Here is a 20,723-nt window from a genome sequence, read left to right as displayed (position 1 = left end):
ACCTGTCGCTCAACGGCACCGTGGTGGAAGGCCGCACGGCCACCACCAACCTTCTGGTGTTCACCGTCAGCGTCGCCAGCAACGGTTCCGTTACCCTCGACCAGCTCCGCGCCATCGTGCACCCCGACGCCAGCAACCCCGATGACTCGAAGACTCTGACCGCCGACAACCTGGTGACCTTGACCGCGACCAAGACCGACAAAGACGGCGACAGCGCCCAGGCCACCCTGAACATCGGGCAGAACCTGGTGTTCCACGATGATGGACCCACACTTGCCTTCGGCAACCTGATCGGAACCGGGAGTATCCTGCCGCAATATGGGTTCTGGAACAGTACGATCGGCGCCGACGGCCTGGGAACGACCGGTCTGGACATTTCGCTGGTGGGTGGCCAGTTCACGCTGGTCAGGCCAGACAGCACCACCACGACCGGCACCGGCACACTCACCGAGACGTCGCCTTCGCCCGACGCCAATGGTGCGTTCCACTTCACCGGCACCCTGACCGGGGACTTCGACAATAACGCCACAACGGCCAACACCACGATCGACTACACGCTGACGGCCTTTGCCAATGGCAGCTATACACTGGACCTGGTGCAAGGCTTCAGTTCGGTCACCACCTTCAGCAGTGCCGACGGCTCGCTCGATGCCGGCGGCCCGGACCCTGTGCGCACCTTGCTGATCCCTAAAACGAACGACCCGACCATTCCATCGGCATCCGAGGAGATCGTGTTCTTCTCCGCCAAAGCACTCGCCTCGACGGCAGACATTTTCACCGGCATAGGCCTCGGGGCCCCCGACCCGACCGAAGCTTCGCTACAGACCAATCCCCTGCCGTCGTACATCGACCCTGCGGCCATGAACGTCAGCACGTCCGGTATCGGCGTCGCCAACAACCTGCTCCAGGGCGATAACCTGGTAGCGATCAGCGCCGCCGATGAGAGCTTCGTGATCAACCCTGAGACGCTGTTGACGGGCATGAAGATCTTCATCGACAACTCCGTAGCGGGCTACAACACCGCGACCGAGGACCTGTACTACCGGATCTACTACGCGGATGGGACGACGTCGAACCTGACCGAGGTGAATACCCTGACACCAGAGGCAGGTGGTCAGGTGTCCTTCCTGGTCCAGAAGGAAGGCTCGACGCTGATCGACGCCGTTCAACTGACGATGGGGCGAGGCGACATCAAGATCCCGGTGATCGAGTTCATCAAGGAAACCGAGAACCTGGCCAGCGACGTCAAATTGCAGTTCAGTGCGACGCTGACGGACAAAGATGGCGACTCCGCGAGTAGCACGTTCGACGCTAACCTGTTCGCCAACGAGCCGGACAACGCGCCGTTCGACTTCACCCTGGTTGGCACGACCGGCGAGCGCGATGCCTTCAACATCGACCTGTCGACCGATGAGCTCCTCTACCAGGTCAGCGGGTTCGATGCCGGCGCGGGGCAACGAGACACGCTGGTGCTCAATGGCGATCCAAATGCCGTCGTCCAGTCGATCGACAACAATGGCGCAGACAGCATCGTGACCATTGCCGAATCCGGCGGGCAGACGACGACCATCACCCTGGTCGGGGTCGATATCGTCAACAACGACATCTTCAATGGCAGCGCCTGAAACATTGCGTGCGTGAAAAGCTGCGAGGGTGGCCTGGAAACCACCCTTGCAGAGTAATGCCAGTCAGTTAAGCGATTTGGGGCCGCTTTGCGGCCCTTCGCGGGCTTGCCCGCTCCCACAAGACCTCAAGATTTTCGCGGTCCCTGTGGGAGCCCGGCTTGCCGGCGATGGGCTGCGCAGCAGCCCCAATGACGCTAACTGACTGGCATTACCTTCGCAGCGTGTTCTTTTGCAGGATACGACAAGCTTCGCCCCCAAAGGCCCTGGCCACTGGGCATTCAGTCCATCTCCCCCCATGTGGACGCAGGCGGCTCTTCGCCACCGGTGAGTCCGTGCCGCACCGCATACATCAGCAAGTCGATGCGGTTGGTAAGGTTGAGCTTCTGATAGATGCTGCTGAGGTGATTGTGCACGGTGTGCTCGCTGATACCCAGGCGCCCGGCGATGCACAGGTACTTGGCGGACGGGTCACCAACGATGGCGCGGACGAGTTCCCGCTCGCGCAACGTCAGCCGTGCATGTTTCGCCTGCGCCGGATTGCACCTGAACGGTATATGCCTGGCCGAGGCATAACCGGAAAGCCCACTGACCCAGGCTCTGTCCAGCCTGATGTCGCAATGGTGGACTTTGATGATGGCCTGGATAATCGACTCCGTTGAATCCTCGGCCAGCACGATGCCAAGCGCGCCCGCCTCGATGGCCTGGGCAACGGGGACGGTCTCGTACACCCCCTTGAGCACCAGCACTTTCATTCCGCCAGTGCGCGCGAGTTCGGCAACTACCCCGAGCGGGTCCAGCGCATCTGGAAAAAAGCTGAAGAAAATGACATCGGGCCGCAACTGATCGGCAAGATCCAGCGCATGGGTATAGGTGATGGCCTGGCCACTCACTTCCATACGGGGTTTTCTGGCATTTATCAGGTCGTGAAGCCCCAGCAGCACCAGAGGCCGACAATCGATCAGCATCACGCGTATCATTTTTATTGGGTCCGGCATCATCTTCCTGCCTCCCATGAAAAACGCTCCATGTCCTCCCCTTGTAAGCCTTCTCCTACAGGCCCTTCAGCGGAGTCTAGGTCAGCGCGCGGACTGACAGGTCCTTGCGCCGTAAGGCAGCGCCTCGAGGCGCGTGTGCATCGGCGCCTCACTTACCGCGTCCCGGGCCTGAAAATCAAGGACTTAGACTTGTCGCCCCCTCCCCTGGGCGCATTTCTGCACCAGACGAAAAGTCAATTAAACGACGAATGGTGCGAACTTACGAACGCTAAAATGATCCCGTCAATTTTTCGCCATGCGTTGGGCTTTTGTTGCACTCGATCTCCTACCTCACTGTCGATCAGCTTTTCGCTGACAAACAGCAGGTTTTGTCCGCAGGCTTTAGCCGGATGGCGCCTGACCCGTTAAGATGGTGTTTCTTCAACCAGATGCAGACCACAATGTCCAACGACGCCCCCATCGGCCCGGGCCGGCCCAAGGATCTGGCCAAACGCGAGGCGATTCTCGAAGCAGCCAAGGCCCTGTTCCTCAGCCTTGGCTACGCCAACACCAGCATGGATGCGGTCGCTGCGGCGGCAGGTGTTTCAAAGCTCACCGTATACAGCCACTTCACCGACAAGCAGACGCTGTTCTGCTCGGCGGTCATGGCAACCTGCCAGATCCAGTTGCCCGACCTGCTGTTCGAGTACCCCGAGGGGGCGCCGGTGGAAGAGGTGCTGCTGACCATTGCCCGTGGCTTCCAGGCGCTGATCAGCAGCGATGAAGCGGTCAAGCTCAGCCGCCTGATCATGGCCCAGGGCAGCCTGGACCCGAGCTTTGGCGAGTACTTCTACGAAGCCGGGCCCAAGCGCGTGCTGGCGGGGATGGAAGCTTTGCTGCGCGGGGCGCACGAGCGCGGGCTGCTGCGCATCGACAACCCGCTGCGTGCGGCGGAGCACTTCTTCTGCCTGGTCAAGGGCGCACCGGATTACCGGTTGCTGCTTGGGTGCGCGGGGCCGCTGGAGGGGGATGAGGCCGAGGCGCATGTGCGCGAGGTGGTAGGTGTGTTCCTGCGGGCATTCCAGCCCTGAGATCAGGCTGTCTGTGCGGGCCTCTTCGCGGGTAAACCCGCTCCCACAGGGTCGATGTGATCTTGAAGTTTGTACAGCACCTGTGGGAGCGGGTTTACCCGCGAAGAGGCCCGAACAGGCATAGCCAAATCAGGCCTTGAGTGCCTTCTTCGGGTAAATGTCATACCGGCTCGACTTGCCCTCCAGGCTGTGGCTCGGCTTCGGCCCGTCGATGATCGGCGCCTTGCGCGGCCGCTTCACCACCACCCGGTGGCTGGCCAGCGCCAGGGCAGCTTCGAGCAGGGCCGGGGCATCCAGGTCATCACCGACCAAGGGCCGGAACACACGCATCTCCTTCTTCACCAGCGCACTCTTGTCCCGGTGCGGGAACATCGGGTCGAGGTAGATCACCTGTGGCGCCTCGCCTTCCCAGGCGCGCATGCGCTCGATGGCGTTGCCGGTCAGCAGGCGCATGCGCCCCACGATCGGCCCCACCTCTTCATCCGACCGCGCCCGCGCCAGGCCATCCTCCAGCAATGCGGCAATCAGCGGCTGGCGTTCGATCAGGGTCATCTGGCAGCCCAGGCTGGCCAGCACGAACGCGTCCTTGCCCAGCCCGGCAGTGGCATCCAGCACCTGCGGACGCACGCCTTGGGCAATGCCCACCGCCTTGGCGATCATCTGCCCGTTGCCACCACCGAACATGCGCCGGTGCGCGGCCTGGCCTTCGACAAAGTCGACCCGCACCGGCCCCGGGGCCTGCGGGCCCAATTGCTGGATCTGCAAGCCATCGACGCCCACCTGCACGGCAAACCCGGCAGCATCGTCCTGCAGCGGCAACTCAAGGCGCTGTGCCCACGCAGCAGCTTGCGCCTCGAATTCAGCCGACAGCGCCTCGACCCGGATACCTGTGCCCTGCTCTTCCATCATTCACACCTAGAAATTGAACCCAGCCGTTAATGTATCGGCTACTTCGGCCGATACAGGCAATATCCCGCTATTCTGCCAGAGCACAACGCGCGCGACTGCCATGTCAGATACTCTTCCCATCGGCTTGACCTACCTGTCGCCTGTCGGCAACTACAGTCAGCACAACACCCAGGCACTCGGGGGCGTCAGCCACCTGTGGCAGGATTTCTTTGCCCGGGCCATGGCCGAGCAGCAGGAAGAGCCGGTAGACAGCGTCAGCCAGTCGTTCGTGCAATACGACCAGAGCAGCGGCGAGCCGATCGGCGGCGCCCGTGCGCTGGCCCTGATCGACGCCCAGCGTGCCTGCCCGGTACACGACACCGAGGTGGCACCGCCCGAGCCACTGTTCCTGCCCAAGGCAGAACTCGAAGCCAACCTGCTGCCGCCCGCCCCCGAGCCGTTCAGCGCAGTCGAGTTGATCGAGCAGCAGCGCCAGCTCGACATCAGCAACAGCTGGCTACGCCCGGTGGTGATGAGCCAAGGTCACCCGATTGCCGAACCCGGCCCCGGTCCTACCCCACGCTCGCTGTTCCTGCCGATCGCCGAGTTCGAGACCAACCTGCTGGACCCGGCGCCCGAACCGTTCGATGACGCCACCCTGGCCAAGCAGCAGACCGACCTGGAGTTCGACATCCACTGGGCACGCCCGGTGGTGCTGAACAACGTGCGCGCCCACGCCTGATCGGGCCCACGCTCAACGACAGATCTGCCAGCGGCCCATGTCCACATGAAAGTGGTTGTGGTGTGCAGCGTTGTAGTCCGGCCCCAGTACCGTGCTGAAGCTGTCACAGGCCGCCTGCCGCACCTGGCGAAGGAATTCCGCTTTCTGCCCGCCCGCCTGCCAGTCCCGCGCAAGGACGATGCGCTGGCCGTCCCGCAGGCGAAAGCCACTGATGTCCAAGGCATCGGCCGTGGCGTGCTGGCTCAGCCGGCCCTGCTTGCGGTGATAGACATTGCGGCAGGCAAAACTGCCCAGGTGGTCGACCTGAGCCACCGGCTGCCCCAACACCCGTTGCGCCACAGGCTGCAGGCCATGGTTTTCGAACAGTGCATACGCCACTGCCAACGGACAACTGGCCAGGAAGCTGCCGCCGAGCCGCGCCTGACCACCGTCGATACGCCATACGTTTCGCAATGGGCAGTCGGCAGCAGCCGAACTGTCGGCTTGTGCCCGGTAGCGCAGCTGGCTGGTTTGAAGTGCCAGGCGACACAGCGTCGGGTCATCACGAAGGCGGGACAGCTTGTAGGGGGTCAGCAGGTTGGGGGGCTGACGCACGTCCAGCGGCGCCCACGGGTTCCACGCGGCGGGCAGCCGCCAACCCAGGTGCCAGGCCAGCCCCGCAAGCACCGACAGGCCGGCCAGCAACGCCAGCACGGCCTTCATCAACGGCGGAACAGGTCGTTGAGTTGGGCGAACGGCAGCGCCTGCTCACCGTAGCCGAAGGTGCCCTCATCGCGAATCTCCAGCGCGGCCCGGTGGAAGGCCCCCAACGCGGCACGGGCAAGCGACGAGCCGACGCTGATGCGGCGTACACCCAGGTCCTGCAACTGGTTGACGCTCAGCGGCACGCCCGCCATGCCCATCAGCACATTCACCGGCCGCGGCGCGACGGCCTGCACCACCGCGCGGATTTCCTCGACAGTACGCAGCCCGGGCGCATAGAGCACATCAGCCCCAGCCTCGGCATAGGCCTGCAGGCGCAGGATGGTGTCGTCCAGGTCCATGCGCCCGTGCAGCAGGTTCTCTGCCCGGGCGCACAGGGTGAACGGGAACGGCAGGCTGCGTGCGGCCTGCACGGCTGCGCGCACACGCTCTACTGCCAGCCCGAAATCATAGATCGGCGTATCGCTGTGACCACTGGCATCCTCGATAGAGCCACCCACCAAGCCGACTTCTGCGGCCCGCAGAATGGTCTGGGCACAATCTTCGGGCAGGTCGCCAAAGCCGTTCTCCAGGTCAGCGGCCACCGGCAAGGGGGTAGCGTCGACAATCTCGCCAGCATTATCGAGGGTATCGTCCAGGCTCAAGGCGCCTTCGGCGTCCGGACGGCCCAGGCTGAAAGCCAGGCCGGCACTGGTGGTGGCCAGCGCCTCGAAGCCCAGGCTGGCCAGCACCTTGGCCGAGCCGGCATCCCACGGGTTGGGGATGACGAAGGCGCTGTCACGCTCGTGCAGGGCCTTGAAGGCTTCGGCTCGCAGGGTTTGCACATCCATGGTTCAACCTCCGGCAGTCAGGGAAAGGTCAGAGTAGCCCCAGTTGTTCGACCTCGGGGGTGCGCGGCAATTCCGGCAACGCGGCAAGGCCCGGCAGGCGCTGCATCAGGCGTTGGTGAAAGCGCTGGGCCAACGCCGCTGCCAGGCGGTTGTCCGAGGTGTGCAGGAAGATGTAGGGGTTGCGGCCTTCCTCGACCCAGGCGGCGACCTTGTCCACCCAGGGGGTAAGAAAGGCCTCGTTGGCCTCCAGCTGCGGGTGGCCGATGAAGCGCACCTGCGGGTGCTGGCTGAAGGCTGCCGGGCGTGGCGGCACCTTGGGCTTCTTCGCCTGCGCATGCAGCACGGCGGGGTCACGAGAGGTGCAGCTGAACAAGGCGCGCGGGTCGAGGCAGATACGCTCCACGCCACGCTCATGCAGCAGGCGGTTGAGCAACCGCTCTTCTTCACCCTTAGCGAAGAAGGCCTGGTTGCGCACCTCCACGGCCACCGGCACTCCGACTTCGTCAAGGAAGTGGCAAAGCTCGCCCAGCCGTGCGGGGCTGAACTGGGCCGGCAACTGTAGCCAGTACGGCGCTACGCGCTGGCCCAGCGGGGCCATCAGGCGGGTGAAGTCAAAGGCCGGTTCCAGCTGATCGCGCAGGTCGCCTTCATGGCTGATGTCCCGGGGGAACTTGGCAGTGAAGCGGAAGTGTTCGGGCATGATCTGCGCCCAGCGCGCAATGGTGCCGGGTGCGGGACGTGCGTAGAAAGTGGTATTGCCCTCGACGGCGTTGAACACCTGGCTGTAGTAGCCGAGCATTTCACTGCTGTTGGCGTCGGCGGGATACAGGTAGTCGCGCCAGGCGTTTTCGCTCCAGGACGGGCAACCGAGAAAATAAGGCAGTGGTGATGGACTCATCCACTAAATGTACAGGTCGAGCCCCAGTACTTCCATGTCCCAGTCGGTAAAACCGGCGGTGCTCAGGTAGCTGGCCAATGCGGTAGCGGTGCGGCGGTCACGGGCGCGGGGGAAGATCATGTCCTGCTGGCGGGCTGGCAGGCCACCGCTGCGACGGCGGGCGGTGGCTTCCTGAGGGGCGGTTTCGACCTCCTCGATCACCTCGGCATCATCGATGGCCTCGTCACGCACCGCTGCCTTGCGTGGGGTGCGCTTGATCGGGTAGGACTGCGATGAGAAACCGTCGATACGCATGGCATGAGCACTCAGAACCAATGATGGCAATTTAGCAGCATCAGGGTTCCATCGCTAATGCTCGAGTGATAACTGGACCACAGATCGCGCAAAAGGTTTTAGTGTCATCGGCGATAACCGACGAACAACACTCAGCGCTTCTTGGGTGTCGCTACATTATCGCGCAGGTAGACCGGTTGTGCCTGTTCGGCAACGATCGCCTCACCGCGTGCCCAGGCAAAGCTGGCCAGGCTGAGGATGTCCAGGGCGTTGGGCAAGGCACTGGCATTGCTGGCTGCCACCTGCACCGCCAGGCGCTCGGCATAGCCCCAACCGGTACCGGCACCGAACCACTCGCCAGCGCTGCCCGCCGGCAGCAACACCTGCTCGGGCGGCAGCACTGCCTCCTGGCCGACCAGGCGCATTTCGCCGTCGGCGGCCTTGTAGCAGCCCCAATACACTTCATCCATGCGCGCATCGATGGCGGCCGCCACTTGCTGCACGCCGTGCTCGCGCAACGCGCCCTGAGCCAGTGCGGCCAGGTTGGACACCGGCAAAACCGGGCGCTCCAGGGCGAAGGCCAGGCCCTGGACCACACCGATGGCAATGCGCACGCCGGTGAACGCGCCCGGGCCACGACCAAAGGCGATGGCATCCAGCGCATTCAGCGCCACGCCGGACTCGGCCAGCAGCTGCTTGATCATCGGCAGCAGCTTCTGGGCATGCATGCGCGGGATCACCTCGTAATGGCTGGTTACCTTGCCGTCATGCAGCAGTGCGACGGAACAGGCTTCGGTGGCGGTATCCAGGGCCAGGAGGGTGGTCATCGAACGGGTATCCAGGTACTAGGGGGAAAAGAGCGGCAGTATAGAGCAGCGGCGGCGTTGTGTCCCGAAGGGGCAGCTGTACGGCCATTGCCCGCTCGGCTGGCGCGGTCCCTGTAGGAGCGGCCTTGTGTCGCGATGGGCCGCAAAGCGGCCCCTGCAATTTTCGCGGCGAAGCTGAGTTTTTGGGGCCGCTGCGCGCCCCATCGCGACACAAGGCCGCTCCTACAGGGATCGCATGTGGCAACAGGGCCACAAACGACAACGGCCCGCAAGCGGGCCGTTGTCGAGGTGCGTCGGGCGCTGGATCAGCTCAGGGCTGCCAGGACCTTGGCAGTGATGGCTTCGACCGAGCCGACGCCTTCGATGTGGCTGTACTTCGGCTTGCCGGCATTGGCGGCGGACAGCTTCTGGTAGAAGTCCACCAGCGGCTTGGTCTGGCTGTGGTAGACCGACAGGCGATGGCGAACGGTCTCTTCCTTGTCGTCATCACGCTGGATCAGGTCTTCACCCGTCTCGTCGTCCTTGCCTTCCACTTTCGGCGGGTTGTACTGAATGTGGTAGGTGCGGCCCGAGGCCAGGTGCACGCGGCGGCCAGCCATGCGGCCGACGATTTCCTCGTCGTCCACGGCGATTTCCACGACGGCGTCGATGTCGACACCGGCAGCTACCATGGCTTCGGCTTGCGGGATGGTACGTGGGAAGCCGTCGAACAGGCAGCCCTTGGCGCAATCAGGCTGGGCGATGCGCTCCTTGACCAGGCTGATGATCAACTCGTCGGAGACCAGCTGGCCGGCATCCATGACTTTCTTCAGTTCCAGGCCCAGCGGGGTACCGGCCTTGACGGCGGCACGCAGCATGTCACCGGTGGAAATCTGGGGGATACCGAACTTTTCGGTGATGAACTTTGCCTGAGTACCTTTACCGGCCCCGGGAGCTCCCAGCAGAATTACGCGCATCTCGTGCTCCTCAAATTTTTTTATGAAATTCAATGGATTCGGCGACCAGGGCCAAGTCCGGAAAATCGGGTATGACCATAAATCGGTCAGAAGGCTGCTCAAGATACACAGCGCCCGGCAGCCAGACAAGCGTCCCAAAGTTGCAGGAATGCGCCACCTACGGCTGGCCTGGCAGGCGGTTGCGCCCGGCGCAACCACCCTCTTCGCCCACTTGCATCCCCCGCACGGCACCTGCCCTGTGCGCCCCGGGCCTACCCTCAGCCGGTGTTGCGCAGGCCGGCTGCAATACCCGCCACAGTCACCAGCAAGGCCTGCTCCAACGGGCTGTCCAGAGCGGCTTCGCGGCTGCGCGAGCGGGCCAGCAACTCGGCCTGCAGGCGGTGCAACGGGTCCAGGTAGGTATTGCGCAGGCTGATGAATTCCAGCGTCTCGGGGCTGTGCGCCAGTAGCACCGGCTGCCCGGTAAGGCCCAGTACCACCTGGCACGACTGCGACAATAGGTCGCGCAGGTGCGCACCCAAAGGCAGCAGGTGCGGTTGCACTAGACGTTCGTCGTAGGCCTCGGCGATCTGCGCATCGGCCTTGGCCAGCACCATCTCGAGCATGTCGATGCGGGTGCGGAAGAACGGCCATTGCTCGCGCATCTGCGCCAGCAGTTCACCCTGGCCACGGGCCAGGGCATTGTTCAATGCCGTTTCCCAGCCAAGCCAGGCCGGCAGCATCAGGCGGGTCTGGGTCCAGCCGAAGATCCAGGGGATGGCCCGCAGGCTTTCGATGCCACCGGCGCGACGCTTGGCCGGGCGGCTGCCCAGCGGCAGGCGCCCCAGTTCCTGCTCCGGGGTGGACTGGCGGAAGTACTCGACAAAATCGGGGTTCTCCCGCACCACGCCGCGGTAGGCCTTGACGCCATCGGCGGCCAGTTGGTCCATCACCTCGCGCCAGGCCGGCTGCGGTGGGGGCGGTGGCAACAAGGTGGCTTCCAGCACCGCAGCCAGGTAAAGGTTCAGGTTCTGCTCGGCGATACCCGGCAAGCCGAACTTGAAGCGGATCATCTCGCCCTGCTCGGTGGTGCGGAAGCGCCCCGCCACCGACCCCGGTGGCTGCGACAGGATCGCTGCGTGGGCCGGGCCGCCGCCGCGGCCTACCGTGCCGCCACGGCCGTGGAACAGCAGCAACTCGACCTGGTGCTCGGCGCAGATACGCACCAGGTTTTCCTGGGCCCGGTACTGCGCCCAGGCTGCAGCCGTGGTACCAGCGTCCTTGGCCGAGTCGGAATAGCCGATCATCACTTCCTGCGGGCCGCGCAGGTTGGCGCGGTAGCCTGGCAGGCCGAGCAGGCGCTGCATCACCGGGCCGGCATTGTCGAGGTCGGCCAGGGTCTCGAACAGCGGCACCACGCGCATGGGCCGAGTCAGGCCGGCCTCCTTCAACAGCAGCTGCACCGCCAGCACATCCGAGGCAGCACCGGCCATGGAGATGACGTAAGAGCCCAGCGAGGCGGCTGGCGCAGCGGCAATTTCGCGGCAGGTGGCCAGTACCTCGGCGGTATCGGCCTGCGGCTTGAAGTGCGCGGGCAGCAGTGGCCGGCGGTTTTTCAGCTCAGCCTGGAGGAACTCGATGCGCTGCTCTTCATCCCAGTCGGCATAGCGCCCCAGGCCCAGGTAGTCGGTAATCTCGCTCAACGCATCACGGTGGCGGGCGGCGTCCTGGCGCACGTCCAGGCGGCCCAGGAACAGGCCGAAGGTCACGGCGCGGCGCAGGCAGTCGAGCAACGGGCCTTCGGCGATCACACCCATGCCGCAGGCGTGCAGGGACTGGTAGCACAGCTCCAGCGGCGCGATCAGGTCGCGGTTGTCCACCAGCACCTCGGCGCTGGCCGGCTGGCTGCTGGTCAATGCCGAATGCGCCCAGGCGCGCGTCGCCCGCAGGCGATCGCGCAGTTGCTTGAGCAGCGAACGGTAGGGTTCGGCACTGTCGCCGACCCGCTCGCGCAGGGCATCGTCGGCCTGCTGCATGGACAACTCGGACGCCAGCGCATCGATGTCGCGCAGGAACAGGTCGGCAGCCATCCAGCGCGCCAGCAGCAGGACTTCGCGGGTGACCGCTGCGGTCACGTTGGGGTTGCCATCACGGTCACCGCCCATCCACGAGGCGAAGCGGATCGGCGCCGCCTCCAGCGGCAGGCGCAGGCCGGTAGCCTCCAGCAGGGCCTTGTCGACCTTGCGCAAGTGGCTGGGGATGGCGTGCCACAGCGAATGCTCGATCACCGCAAAGCCCCACTTGGCTTCGTCCACCGGCGTCGGTCGGGTGCGGCGGATTTCTTCGGTGTGCCAGGCCTCGGCGATCAGCCGGCGCAGGCGCTCGCGCACCTGCTGGCGTTCGGCCGGGGTCAGGTCGCGGTGGTCCTGGGCAGCCAGTTGGCCGGCGATGGCGTCGTACTTCTGGATCAGGGTGCGGCGGGCCACTTCGGTGGGGTGCGCAGTGAGCACCAGCTGGATGTCGAGCTTGGCCAATTGCCGGGCCAGGGCATCATTGCTGTGCCCGGCCTGCTTCAGGCGCGCCAGCAGCTCGGGCAGCACCCGGGCCTCGAACGGCTCGGGCTGGTCGGCGTCGCGGCGGCGGATCAACTGGTACTGCTCGGCCATGTTGGCCAGGTTGAGGAACTGGTTGAAGGCCCTGGCCACGGGTAGCAAGTCTTCATCGGCCAGGTCCGCCAGGGTCGAGCTCAGTTGCTCGCCGGCACCGCGGCGGTCGGCCTTGGCACTGTGGCGGATGTCCTCGATCTTCTGCAGGAACGCCTCGCCATGCTGCTGGCGAATGGTATCGCCGAGCAGCTCACCCAACACATGGACATCTTCACGCAAACGCACATCGATATCGGTCATTGGCCCTCTCTCCGGCGCGGCTCTGGCGCATTGCATCCCTTTTCAGCCTTTACGCGAGCCCCTGTGGGAGCGGGTTCACCCGCGAAGCATCCAGCGCGGTGCCTGGCACCGGCTGCGCCGGTGTTCGCGGGTGAACCCGCTCCCACAGGGGTGCGCGGTGTTCGCCCCAAGAGTGCCCACAGCCAGGCGCCGATGGCAAGCCGTGATCGGCCAAAGCAAACTAAAGTGAAAGCACGACACTCCCATGCATTGCAGCCCTTTCAGGCGTCAACAGAGGTCAGCATGAAAATCCGTGAACTCGCCCAGCACTGGGAACAGAATGCCGCCGGTACCCTCAGCCCCACGGGCCATGTCCTGCATCTGGACCTTGAGTCCGAAGCGCGCCTGGCCGCGCTGATCGACATGTACCCCAAGCGCACCGCCGAGGAACTGCTCGGTGAGCTGGTCGCGGCAGCCCTCGAGGAACTGGAAGCCAGCTTCCCCTATGTGCAAGGCCGCCAGGTCATTGCCACCGACGAGGAAGGCGACCCGCTGTACGAGGACATCGGTCCTACTCCGCGCTTTCTGTCACTTTCGCGGCAGCATCTGCACGCCCTGAGCAACCCAGCAGCCGACAGCGAGAAGTAACCCACTGCCCCCCGCTCCGGGCCTGGCAAAGGCCCGGAATACCGCTACGCCCCGCGAAAGTTCCGGGCGAATCGCACTGACCGATTAGTCAGAAATAGTTATCCGCTCAGGATGATTTTTTCTGAACTATCCGAAAAACGCGCCAGTCACAGCCAATAGCCATCACGCTAAAACCCTGCACACCTGCCGTTGTGCACCGTTGAGCTGAAGCGCGTGCACGTGTCAGGGAACGAGCGATGGACTGCTACGGACAACGTCGTAAACAGGAGTGATCCAATGGAACTGACCACCAAGAACACCCGCATCTACAAACCCTCATCCACTCATGTGCGCGGGTTCAAGCTGGCAGCGCTGGCCCTGGGCAGCAGCCTGGTCCTGGCCGGCTGTGCGGGCAACCCGCCCACCGAGCAGTATGCAGTCACCCAGTCCGCCGTGAACTCCGCCGTCAGCGCTGGCGGCACCGAGTTCGCCGCCGTGGAAATGAAAGCGGCACAGGACAAGTTCAAGCAGGCCGAGATCGCCATGCATGACAAGAAGTACGACGACGCCAGGCGCCTGGCCGAACAGGCCGAGTGGGACGCCCGCCTCGCCGAACGCAAGGCCCAGGCGGCCAAGGCCCAGAAGGCCGTGCAGGATGCCCGCCAGGGCGTTCAGGACGTACGTGAGGAAGGCCTGCGCAGCGCTCAGTGAGCCCTGCCCCGCCCACCTCGGCCTTCGCACACGATCAAAGGATGAACACTATGCGCAACTACGTCATGATTCCCGCCCTGCTGGCCCTGAGCGTCGGCCTTGCTGCCTGCTCGCACGACCCTAACGCCAACCTCGAATCGGCCCGCACCAACTTCTCCTCGCTGCAGAGCGACCCGCAATCGAGCAAGGTTGCCGCGCTGGAGACCAAGGACGCCCAGGACTGGCTGAACAAGGCCGACAAGGCCTACATGGACCGTGAAGACGAGAAGAAGGTCGACCAGTTGGCCTACCTGACCAACCAGCGCGTCGAAGTGGCCAAGCAGACCATCGCCCTGCGCACTGCCGAAGGCGAACTAAAGAACGCCTCGGCCCAGCGCGCCCAGGCCAAGCTGGACGCCCGCGACGCACAGATCGCCAAGCTGCAGGACAGCCTCAACGCCAAGCAGACCGACCGCGGCACGCTGGTCACCTTCGGTGACGTGCTGTTCGACTTCAACAAGGCCGAACTCAAGAGCAACGCCTACCCGAACGTCACCAAGCTGGCACAGTTCCTCCAGGAAAACCCGGAACGCAAGGTGATCGTCGAGGGTTACACCGACAGCGTCGGCTCGGCCAACTACAACCAGGGCCTGTCGGAGCGCCGCGCCAACAGCGTGCGCATGGCACTGGTACGTGCCGGCGTCGACCCGGCGCGCATCGTCGCCCAGGGCTATGGCAAGGAGTATCCGGTAGCGGACAACTCGAGCAATTCGGGGCGTGCGCAGAACCGTCGGGTGGAGGTGACCATCTCCAACGACAACCAGCCGGTGGCGCCGCGCTCGGTGAGCCAGGTACAGCAGTAAGGCTGGCTAGCTGAACTGACAAGCCCCGCGATCGAAGCGGGGCTTTCTTTTGCCTGTTCCGGCCTCTTCGCGGCTAAAGCCGCTCCCACAGTGACTGGCGCGGTCCCTGTAGGAGCGGCTTCAGCCGCGAAAGGGCCAGTACAGGCAGCAAAGATAATGGCTCACTGCACCTGCTGCGGGGTTTCCTCGCCCATGCAACGCACCGCGCGCTTGCGGTTGTCCACCAGCACCCCGGTCAGGCCTTTCTGCTGGGTGTCGAACAGCACCAGCACACCATCGACGCATTGGGCCACTTGTGGCGCCGGGTCCAGCGAGACCTTGTAGTCCTCGCCGGGGATGGTCTTGAGCATGGTGAAGTCCTGCAGCAACAGGGCATCCTCGGGCTTGGCAAAATGCAGGTAACCGTAGTACCACAAGGCCCCCACCGTCACGATGATGCTGCCGACACCGGTCAGGATCAGCGGGATGGCGTTGCGTTCTTCACTCATTGCTTGTTCTTCTCGTCAGGGTAATTGGGTACTTCGGCCAGCCGCCGCAGGCCGTTGAAATGGCTGGGGTCGTCGAGGAAACGCAGCATCACCTGGCGCCAGGTCGGGTCGGCGAAGGTCTGCACGTGGCCACCGCGGGTCAGTTGCAGCACCCGCGGCGCTGGCGCGTGCTGGTACAGGCGTATGCCGTTGTCCATCGGCACCAGGGTGTCGTCGATGCTGTGGAAGAACAGCTTGGGCGGGCTGCTCAGCTGCTCGATCGAGCGGATCGCGCTGTCACCGTCCGGCACCAGCCACGACAGCGGCACCTGCAGCGGCCAGGTCATCCAGGAGGTGCTGAGGGCAAAGCGCCCGACTGCACGGTAACTGGCCGGCACACCGTCGAACACCAGGGCACTGAAACGCTGGCGCTGCTCCGGCTGGGCCGCCAGGTAGTGAATGGCCATGGCCCCGCCAAGGCTCTGCCCCAGCAGTACCAGTGGCTTGCCCTTGACCTCGGGCGCCTGCTCCAGCCAGGCCATGGCCGCGGCGATGTCCTCGTACACCTCGGGCAGGCTCGGCTCGCCCTGGGACAGGCCATAGCCGCGGTAATCGATCATCAACACCTGGTAGCCCTGCTCCGGCAGCCAGTAGCTGCCGCCCAGGTGCCCAGGCAGGTTGCCGCCATTGCCATGCAGGTGCAGCACCGTGCCCTTGACCTCGACCCCGGCCTTGGCCGGCAACCACCAGCCGTGCAGGCGGATGCCATCAGCAGTGGTCAAGGTGACATCGCGGTACTCGAGCTTGGCCCGCTCGGGCGTGAACGGCTGGCCGCGCTCGGGATAGAACAGCAGGCTGCTGCAACCGCCCAGGCCCAGCAGGATCAAACCCAGGGCCAGCAGGCGGCAGCACTCAGAGAATGTTCGCGTAATCGGCTTCAATGCGGTCCAGGCTCAGGTGGTTGAGGAAGTTGGAGAAGCACATCCAGGCCGACAGCGCGTTGAGGTCGCGGAACTGCTCGGGCAGGTACTTGGGCGGCTCGACCAGGCCTTCCTCGACCAGCTGTCGCAGGGTACGCATGTCTTCCAGGGTGGTCTTGCCACAGAACAGCAACGGGATCTGTTCGAGCTTGCCCTTCTTCACGGCCAACTGAATGTAGTTGTAAACCATGATGAAGCCTTTGAGGTAGGACAAGTCCTTGGTAAATGGCAGGCCATTGGGCACCGACCCACGGAACACCCGGCTGGCGTTGCTGTAGCTCTGCGCCATCTCGAAACCCTGCTCGCGGAAGAAGTTGTAGATCTGCATGAAATCGGCACCCTCCTCGACCATGTGGATGGCGCGGGTGCGATTGGTGAGCTTGCGCAGGCGGCTGGGGTAGGAGGCGAAGGCGATCACCTCCATGAGGATGGCCAGGCCTTCCTGGGTCACCGTCGACGAGGGCGGGCCCTTGGCCAGGAAGGTACAGATCGGCTGGTTCAGGCCGTTGAGCGTGGTGCCGACATGCACCAGCCCTTCGTGCACCTCCAGGGCGCGCACGTCACGGGCGTTGAACATGGCGTCGGCACGCACCTTGATGTAGTCGGCCCCGGCCGCGGCATCGGCGACGATGCCGTCGGACTCGAACACACGGATGGTCCCCTCTGCCTCGCCGAACACCTTGTTCAGGCGGTGCTGGAGGATTTCCACGGCCTCCTTGGCAGTGAGGTTCTTCGGTTCGTCCTTGAGGTCGCCACGGCCATCGATGTTGTTCAGGTAGTCCGACAGCATCAGGCCGAGGTCGGCCAAGGTCGGATCACCAGCGTGGAAGGCATCCGAGGCAGCGCCGTACAACTCCTGGGAGATCAGGCCGAAATCCTCGGTGCCGCGCGCTTCGAGCATGCGCACCACCATGCGGTATTCGCGGCACATGCGCTTCATGATCTGCCCGACCGGGTTGAACTGGCCGAGCTGGCGAATGATGTCGCGCTCGATGCCCTGGAACTCGGCCTTGACCGCGCTGGAGTCGAACGCCAGCGGGCGCGACTGGTAGTAGGCACGGTCGACGGCCGGCGGCTCCTTGCCCTTGGCCTTGAGGAAACCCTGGCGGATGTTGTCGTCCCACTTCACCGCGTCCAGGACCCGGATCGGGGTCTGTGCCGCAACGATGCGGTCGGACAGGGCACGGATGGTTTGCTGGTATTCGTCCACCGGGGACTCCTTTCTAGTACAAGAAACCTGTACCGGCCTCTTCGCGGCTAAAGCCGCTCCCACAGGTACTGCATCAGGCTCGAAACCGATGCGATCCCTGTGGGAGCGGCTTTAGCCGCGAAGAAGCCAGCACGGTCATTTGCCGGAGCGCTGGAACCGCGCCACTTCAACGAACAGGTCGGAGTTGGCCGGGTCGTCCAGGTATGCCAGCACCCGCGCCGACGGGCTGTCGATCAGCACGCCGTCGCCGTTGTCCTCCGGCACCTCGGTGCTGCGCCCGGTCAGCTCCTTCTTGTCCACCGCCTGCTGCACCTGCTCGACATCCAGGTTGTAGACCACCAGTTCCTTGCCATCGACGATATCGAAACCGCCGATCAGGAAGTTGCCACCCAGGCGCTTCGGCACGCCAGCCGACAGGTACCAGCGGTTGCCGTGGCGCGACACGGTGAACACGTATTCCTCGGGGGCCTTGCCCTTGGCCGTGGCCACTGCCTTGTAGGAATCGCCGCCGCTACGGCTGATCACCAGCTTCAGCGGCTCGCCCCAGGCGTCCTTGCTGCTCCACTTGCCCAGCAGGGCCTTGGGCGCCGCCTGGTTGCTCGGCAAGGGCTCGTGGAAGGTCACCAGACAACCGCCCAGCAGCAGGAATGACAAAGTCAACAACACCACACGCCAGGCTTTCATCAGGTTCTCCTTGAAAAGTCGGTCTCGGCTCAGGCCGATGCCAGCACCAGCTGCAGGTATCGGCTAAGCATAGCGAGCATCTGCCCATCGGCTTGCGCGTTCGCATCCTTGAGCAGGCCCTGATATTCCATCTGCTCGATAATCGCCGTCAACATTTGGGCGTCCTGTTCCGGTTGCTGCGAGCCCACCACCTGCAGCAATTGGCGGGTGCCATGCAGCAGGATCTGTTCATGGGCGCACACCAGTTGAGCCAGGCGCGGGCACAGCAGCGCCTCCTGGCGGAAGGCCTGCTCGGCCATCAGGAAGTCGCGGCGGTTCAGCAGTTGCCGCTGCACGTAGTCGGCTGTCATGCGCGCTACCTCGTCAGCCAGGCGTGCCCGCGCCTGCGGGCTGCCGTCACCCTCGGCCAGCAACTGGCGCAACACCACCTCGGTATTGGCCCACAGCTTGGCCATGTAGGCGGCGCTGCGTTCGACATACTGGGCGAAGGTATCGGTCAGCAGGTCCTCGATGTCCTTGAAGTAGTAGGTGGTGGCCGACAGTGGCACACCGGCCTCGGCGGCGACGGCGCGATGGCGCACACCGCGTACGCCATCGCGCACGACAATGCGCATGGCGGCGTCGAGGATCAGTTGGCGACGCTGCTCGCTGCCCTGGCGGGCAGTCTTGCGGCCTTGGTATTGCACGCTTTCGGCGACGGCGGTGGCGATGCCGGCGGCGCCCTGGTGAGGCATTGCGGGTGTCACGGAGGGTACCTCATGGACAGTGTTTCGTCAGTGCCGGCCTCTTCGCGGCTAAAGCCGCTCCCACAGGGACCGCACCAGCCTGAGGGTAGTGGGGTCCCTGTGGGAGCGGCTTTAGCCGCGAAAGGGCCGGTACAGGCAATTCAAGTGTACGGGCAAGAAAAAGCCGCCTCGAAAGGCGGCTCATTCAATTCACTCAGGCCTGCGGACGCATGTGCGGGAACAGGATCACGTCGCGGATCGACGGCGAGTTGGTCAGCAGCATCACCAGGCGGTCGATGCCGATGCCTTCACCTGCAGTCGGCGGCATGCCGTACTCCAGGGCGCGAACGAAGTCGGCGTCGTAGTGCATGGCTTCATCGTCACCGGCGTCCTTCTCGGCCACCTGGGCCAGGAAGCGCTCGGCCTGGTCTTCGGCATCGTTGAGCTCGGAGTAGGCGTTGGCGATCTCGCGGCCACCGATGAACAGCTCGAAACGGTCGGTAACAGCCGGGTTGTCGTCGTTGCGACGGGCCAGCGGCGACACTTCGAACGGGTACTCGGTGATGAAGTGCGGCTGCTCCAGCTTGTGCTCGACCAGCTCTTCGAAAATCATCACCTGCAGCTTGCCCAGGCCTTCGTGGCCCAGCACCTTGGCACCGGCCTTTTTGGCGATGTCGCGGGCGCGGTCGACGTCCTGCAGGTCGGCAGCGGTCAGCTCCGGGTTGTACTTGAGGATCGAGTCGAATACCGACAGGCGGGCGAACGGCTCGCCGAAGTGGAACACCTTGTCGCCGTACGGCACGTCGGTAGTGCCCAGTACCAGCTGCGCCAGCTCGCGGAACAGTTCCTCGGTGAGGTCCATGTTGTCGCGGTAGTCGGCGTAGGCCTGGTAGAACTCGAGCATGGTGAATTCAGGGTTGTGACGAGTCGAAACGCCTTCGTTACGGAAGTTGCGGTTGATCTCGAACACCTTCTCGAAGCCACCAACCACCAGGCGCTTGAGGTACAGCTCCGGCGCAATGCGCAGGAACATGGCCATGTCCAGGGCGTTGTGGTGGGTTTCGAACGGCTTGGCCGCAGCACCACCCGGGATGGTTTGCAGCATCGGTGTCTCGACTTCGAGGAAGTCGCGCTCGATGAGGAACTTGCGGATGTGCGAGATCACCTGCGAACGCACACGGAAGGTGTGGCGGGTTTCTTCGTTGACCATCAGGTCGACGTAACGCTGGCGGTAGCGCTGCTCGGTGTCGGTCAGGCCGTGGTGCTTGTCGGGCAGCGGGCGCAGCGACTTGGTCAGCAGGCGCACGTTGGTCATTTCGACGTACAGGTCGCCCTTGCCGGAACGGGCCAGGGTGCCTTCGGCGCTGATGATGTCGCCCAGGTCCCAGGTCTTGACCGCGGCCAGGGTTTCTTCCGGCAGGGTCTTGCGGTTGACGTAGACCTGGATACGGCCGGTCATGTCCTGAATGACCATGAACGAGCCGCGGTTGAGCATGATGCGGCCGGCAACCTTGACCGGAATCGCTGCAGCTTCCAGTTCTTCCTTGGTCTTGTCCGCATACTGCTTCTGCAGGTCGTTGCAGTAGCTGTCGCGACGGAAGTCATTGGGGAAGGCATTGCCCTTGGCGCGCTCGGCGGCAAGCTTTTCCTTGCGCAGGGCGATCAGGGCGTTTTCTTCCTGTTGCAGGTCTTGCGCTTCGGTCTTGAGGTCGCTCATTTCGTCATTCTTTCCATCAGGTGTTCGGTGCCCCTTTCGGGCAGGGCACGCGATACCGGCCCCAGGCCAGGTACCGCGGCGGTTGTGTGC

21 protein-coding genes are annotated in these 20,723 nt (G+C 64.2%); 6 read left to right on the top strand and 15 right to left on the bottom strand.

What is annotated here, in order from left to right:
* Positions 1 to 1,625, top strand: a 1,625-nt coding sequence (locus CAG46_RS18460) for a DUF5801 repeats-in-toxin domain-containing protein (RefSeq protein WP_256575099.1), incomplete at its 5' end; no start/stop codon positions are given.
* Between the two features lie 278 nt (positions 1,626 to 1,903).
* Here CAG46_RS18460 and CAG46_RS18455 read toward each other — a convergent pair.
* Complete coding sequence (locus tag CAG46_RS18455) at positions 1,904 to 2,620, bottom strand: response regulator transcription factor (RefSeq protein WP_085618298.1); 717 nt, start codon at positions 2,618 to 2,620, stop codon at positions 1,904 to 1,906.
* A gap of 428 nt (positions 2,621 to 3,048) precedes the next feature.
* Here CAG46_RS18455 and CAG46_RS18450 point away from each other — a divergent pair, with 428 nt between their 5' ends.
* Positions 3,049 to 3,690 (top strand): TetR/AcrR family transcriptional regulator, encoded by a 642-nt coding sequence (locus CAG46_RS18450; RefSeq protein ID WP_025337952.1) that lies wholly within the window; start codon positions 3,049 to 3,051, stop codon positions 3,688 to 3,690.
* A gap of 129 nt (positions 3,691 to 3,819) precedes the next feature.
* Here CAG46_RS18450 and CAG46_RS18445 read toward each other — a convergent pair whose 3' ends face one another.
* Positions 3,820 to 4,596 carry a class I SAM-dependent methyltransferase gene (locus CAG46_RS18445; protein ID WP_025337951.1) on the bottom strand — a complete coding sequence of 259 codons (777 nt, stop codon included), beginning with the start codon at positions 4,594 to 4,596 and terminating at the stop codon, positions 3,820 to 3,822.
* A gap of 103 nt (positions 4,597 to 4,699) precedes the next feature.
* Between CAG46_RS18445 and CAG46_RS18440 the strand changes: the two genes are divergently transcribed.
* Positions 4,700 to 5,320, top strand: coding sequence for a hypothetical protein (locus CAG46_RS18440; RefSeq protein WP_025337950.1), 621 nt, complete (start codon positions 4,700 to 4,702; stop codon positions 5,318 to 5,320).
* Positions 5,321 to 5,332: 12 nt separating this feature from the next.
* On the opposite strand, the gene CAG46_RS18435 is transcribed toward CAG46_RS18440, so the two are convergent.
* The 7 genes from CAG46_RS18435 to ppc form a co-directional block, all read right to left on the bottom strand.
* On the bottom strand, positions 5,333 to 6,022 hold the full coding sequence (locus CAG46_RS18435) for an extensin family protein (protein WP_085618276.1): 690 nt from the start codon (positions 6,020 to 6,022) through the stop codon (positions 5,333 to 5,335).
* Positions 6,022 to 6,852 (bottom strand): oxaloacetate decarboxylase, encoded by an 831-nt coding sequence (locus CAG46_RS18430; protein WP_085618274.1) that lies wholly within the window; start codon positions 6,850 to 6,852, stop codon positions 6,022 to 6,024. The genes CAG46_RS18435 and CAG46_RS18430 overlap by 1 nt, the downstream gene beginning before the upstream one ends.
* A gap of 28 nt (positions 6,853 to 6,880) precedes the next feature.
* Positions 6,881 to 7,750 carry a DUF72 domain-containing protein gene (locus tag CAG46_RS18425; protein ID WP_085618272.1) on the bottom strand — a complete coding sequence of 290 codons (870 nt, stop codon included), beginning with the start codon at positions 7,748 to 7,750 and terminating at the stop codon, positions 6,881 to 6,883.
* 3 nt (positions 7,751 to 7,753) lie between these two features.
* The gene (locus CAG46_RS18420; RefSeq protein WP_025337946.1) at positions 7,754 to 8,044 is read right to left on the bottom strand and encodes a hypothetical protein; all 291 of its coding nucleotides are present in this window, start codon (positions 8,042 to 8,044) and stop codon (positions 7,754 to 7,756) included.
* Positions 8,045 to 8,175: 131 nt separating this feature from the next.
* Positions 8,176 to 8,850, bottom strand: coding sequence for a tRNA (adenosine(37)-N6)-threonylcarbamoyltransferase complex dimerization subunit type 1 TsaB (gene tsaB / locus CAG46_RS18415; protein ID WP_085618270.1), 675 nt, complete (start codon positions 8,848 to 8,850; stop codon positions 8,176 to 8,178).
* A 305-nt stretch (positions 8,851 to 9,155) separates the two neighbouring features.
* Positions 9,156 to 9,806 (bottom strand): adenylate kinase, encoded by a 651-nt coding sequence (gene adk / locus CAG46_RS18410; protein WP_003259830.1) that lies wholly within the window; start codon positions 9,804 to 9,806, stop codon positions 9,156 to 9,158.
* Between the two features lie 257 nt (positions 9,807 to 10,063).
* Complete coding sequence (ppc, locus tag CAG46_RS18405; protein WP_085618267.1) at positions 10,064 to 12,691, bottom strand: phosphoenolpyruvate carboxylase; 2,628 nt, start codon at positions 12,689 to 12,691, stop codon at positions 10,064 to 10,066.
* Positions 12,692 to 12,973: 282 nt separating this feature from the next.
* Here ppc and CAG46_RS18395 point away from each other — a divergent pair, with 282 nt between their 5' ends.
* From CAG46_RS18395 to CAG46_RS18385, 3 genes are all read left to right on the top strand, one after another.
* Complete coding sequence (locus CAG46_RS18395) at positions 12,974 to 13,318, top strand: type 1 pili tip component (protein WP_013971223.1); 345 nt, start codon at positions 12,974 to 12,976, stop codon at positions 13,316 to 13,318.
* A gap of 276 nt (positions 13,319 to 13,594) precedes the next feature.
* Positions 13,595 to 14,008, top strand: coding sequence for a DUF4398 domain-containing protein (locus tag CAG46_RS18390; protein ID WP_003258911.1), 414 nt, complete (start codon positions 13,595 to 13,597; stop codon positions 14,006 to 14,008).
* A 50-nt stretch (positions 14,009 to 14,058) separates the two neighbouring features.
* Positions 14,059 to 14,850 carry an OmpA family protein gene (locus CAG46_RS18385; RefSeq protein WP_025337942.1) on the top strand — a complete coding sequence of 264 codons (792 nt, stop codon included), beginning with the start codon at positions 14,059 to 14,061 and terminating at the stop codon, positions 14,848 to 14,850.
* A gap of 161 nt (positions 14,851 to 15,011) precedes the next feature.
* On the opposite strand, the gene CAG46_RS18380 is transcribed toward CAG46_RS18385, so the two are convergent.
* The 6 genes from CAG46_RS18380 to lysS form a co-directional block, all read right to left on the bottom strand.
* On the bottom strand, positions 15,012 to 15,338 hold the full coding sequence (locus CAG46_RS18380) for a hypothetical protein (RefSeq protein WP_003252219.1): 327 nt from the start codon (positions 15,336 to 15,338) through the stop codon (positions 15,012 to 15,014).
* Positions 15,335 to 16,258: an alpha/beta hydrolase gene (locus CAG46_RS18375; RefSeq protein ID WP_085618265.1), complete on the bottom strand. Its 924-nt coding sequence runs from the start codon at positions 16,256 to 16,258 to the stop codon at positions 15,335 to 15,337. The genes CAG46_RS18380 and CAG46_RS18375 overlap by 4 nt, the downstream gene beginning before the upstream one ends.
* The gene (locus tag CAG46_RS18370) at positions 16,230 to 17,507 is read right to left on the bottom strand and encodes a flavohemoglobin expression-modulating QEGLA motif protein (protein ID WP_085618263.1); all 1,278 of its coding nucleotides are present in this window, start codon (positions 17,505 to 17,507) and stop codon (positions 16,230 to 16,232) included. Before CAG46_RS18370 ends, CAG46_RS18375 begins: the two co-directional genes overlap by 29 nt.
* A 135-nt stretch (positions 17,508 to 17,642) precedes the next feature.
* Entirely contained in the window at positions 17,643 to 18,191 is a 549-nt protein-coding gene (locus CAG46_RS18365; protein WP_085618261.1) for a hypothetical protein, read from the bottom strand.
* Positions 18,192 to 18,220: 29 nt separating this feature from the next.
* On the bottom strand, positions 18,221 to 18,925 hold the full coding sequence (locus CAG46_RS18360) for a TetR/AcrR family transcriptional regulator (protein WP_025337938.1): 705 nt from the start codon (positions 18,923 to 18,925) through the stop codon (positions 18,221 to 18,223).
* A 205-nt stretch (positions 18,926 to 19,130) separates the two neighbouring features.
* A complete protein-coding gene (gene lysS / locus CAG46_RS18355; protein ID WP_013971217.1) occupies positions 19,131 to 20,633 on the bottom strand; it encodes a lysine--tRNA ligase in 1,503 nt (500 codons plus the stop codon).
* Positions 20,634 to 20,723 lie beyond the last annotated feature (90 nt).

Source organism: Pseudomonas sp. B23(2017) (genome assembly GCF_002113725.1).
In the GTDB taxonomy this organism is placed as follows: domain Bacteria; phylum Pseudomonadota; class Gammaproteobacteria; order Pseudomonadales; family Pseudomonadaceae; genus Aquipseudomonas; species Aquipseudomonas putida_Z.
This window is presented reverse-complemented; position numbering and strand designations above follow the sequence as displayed.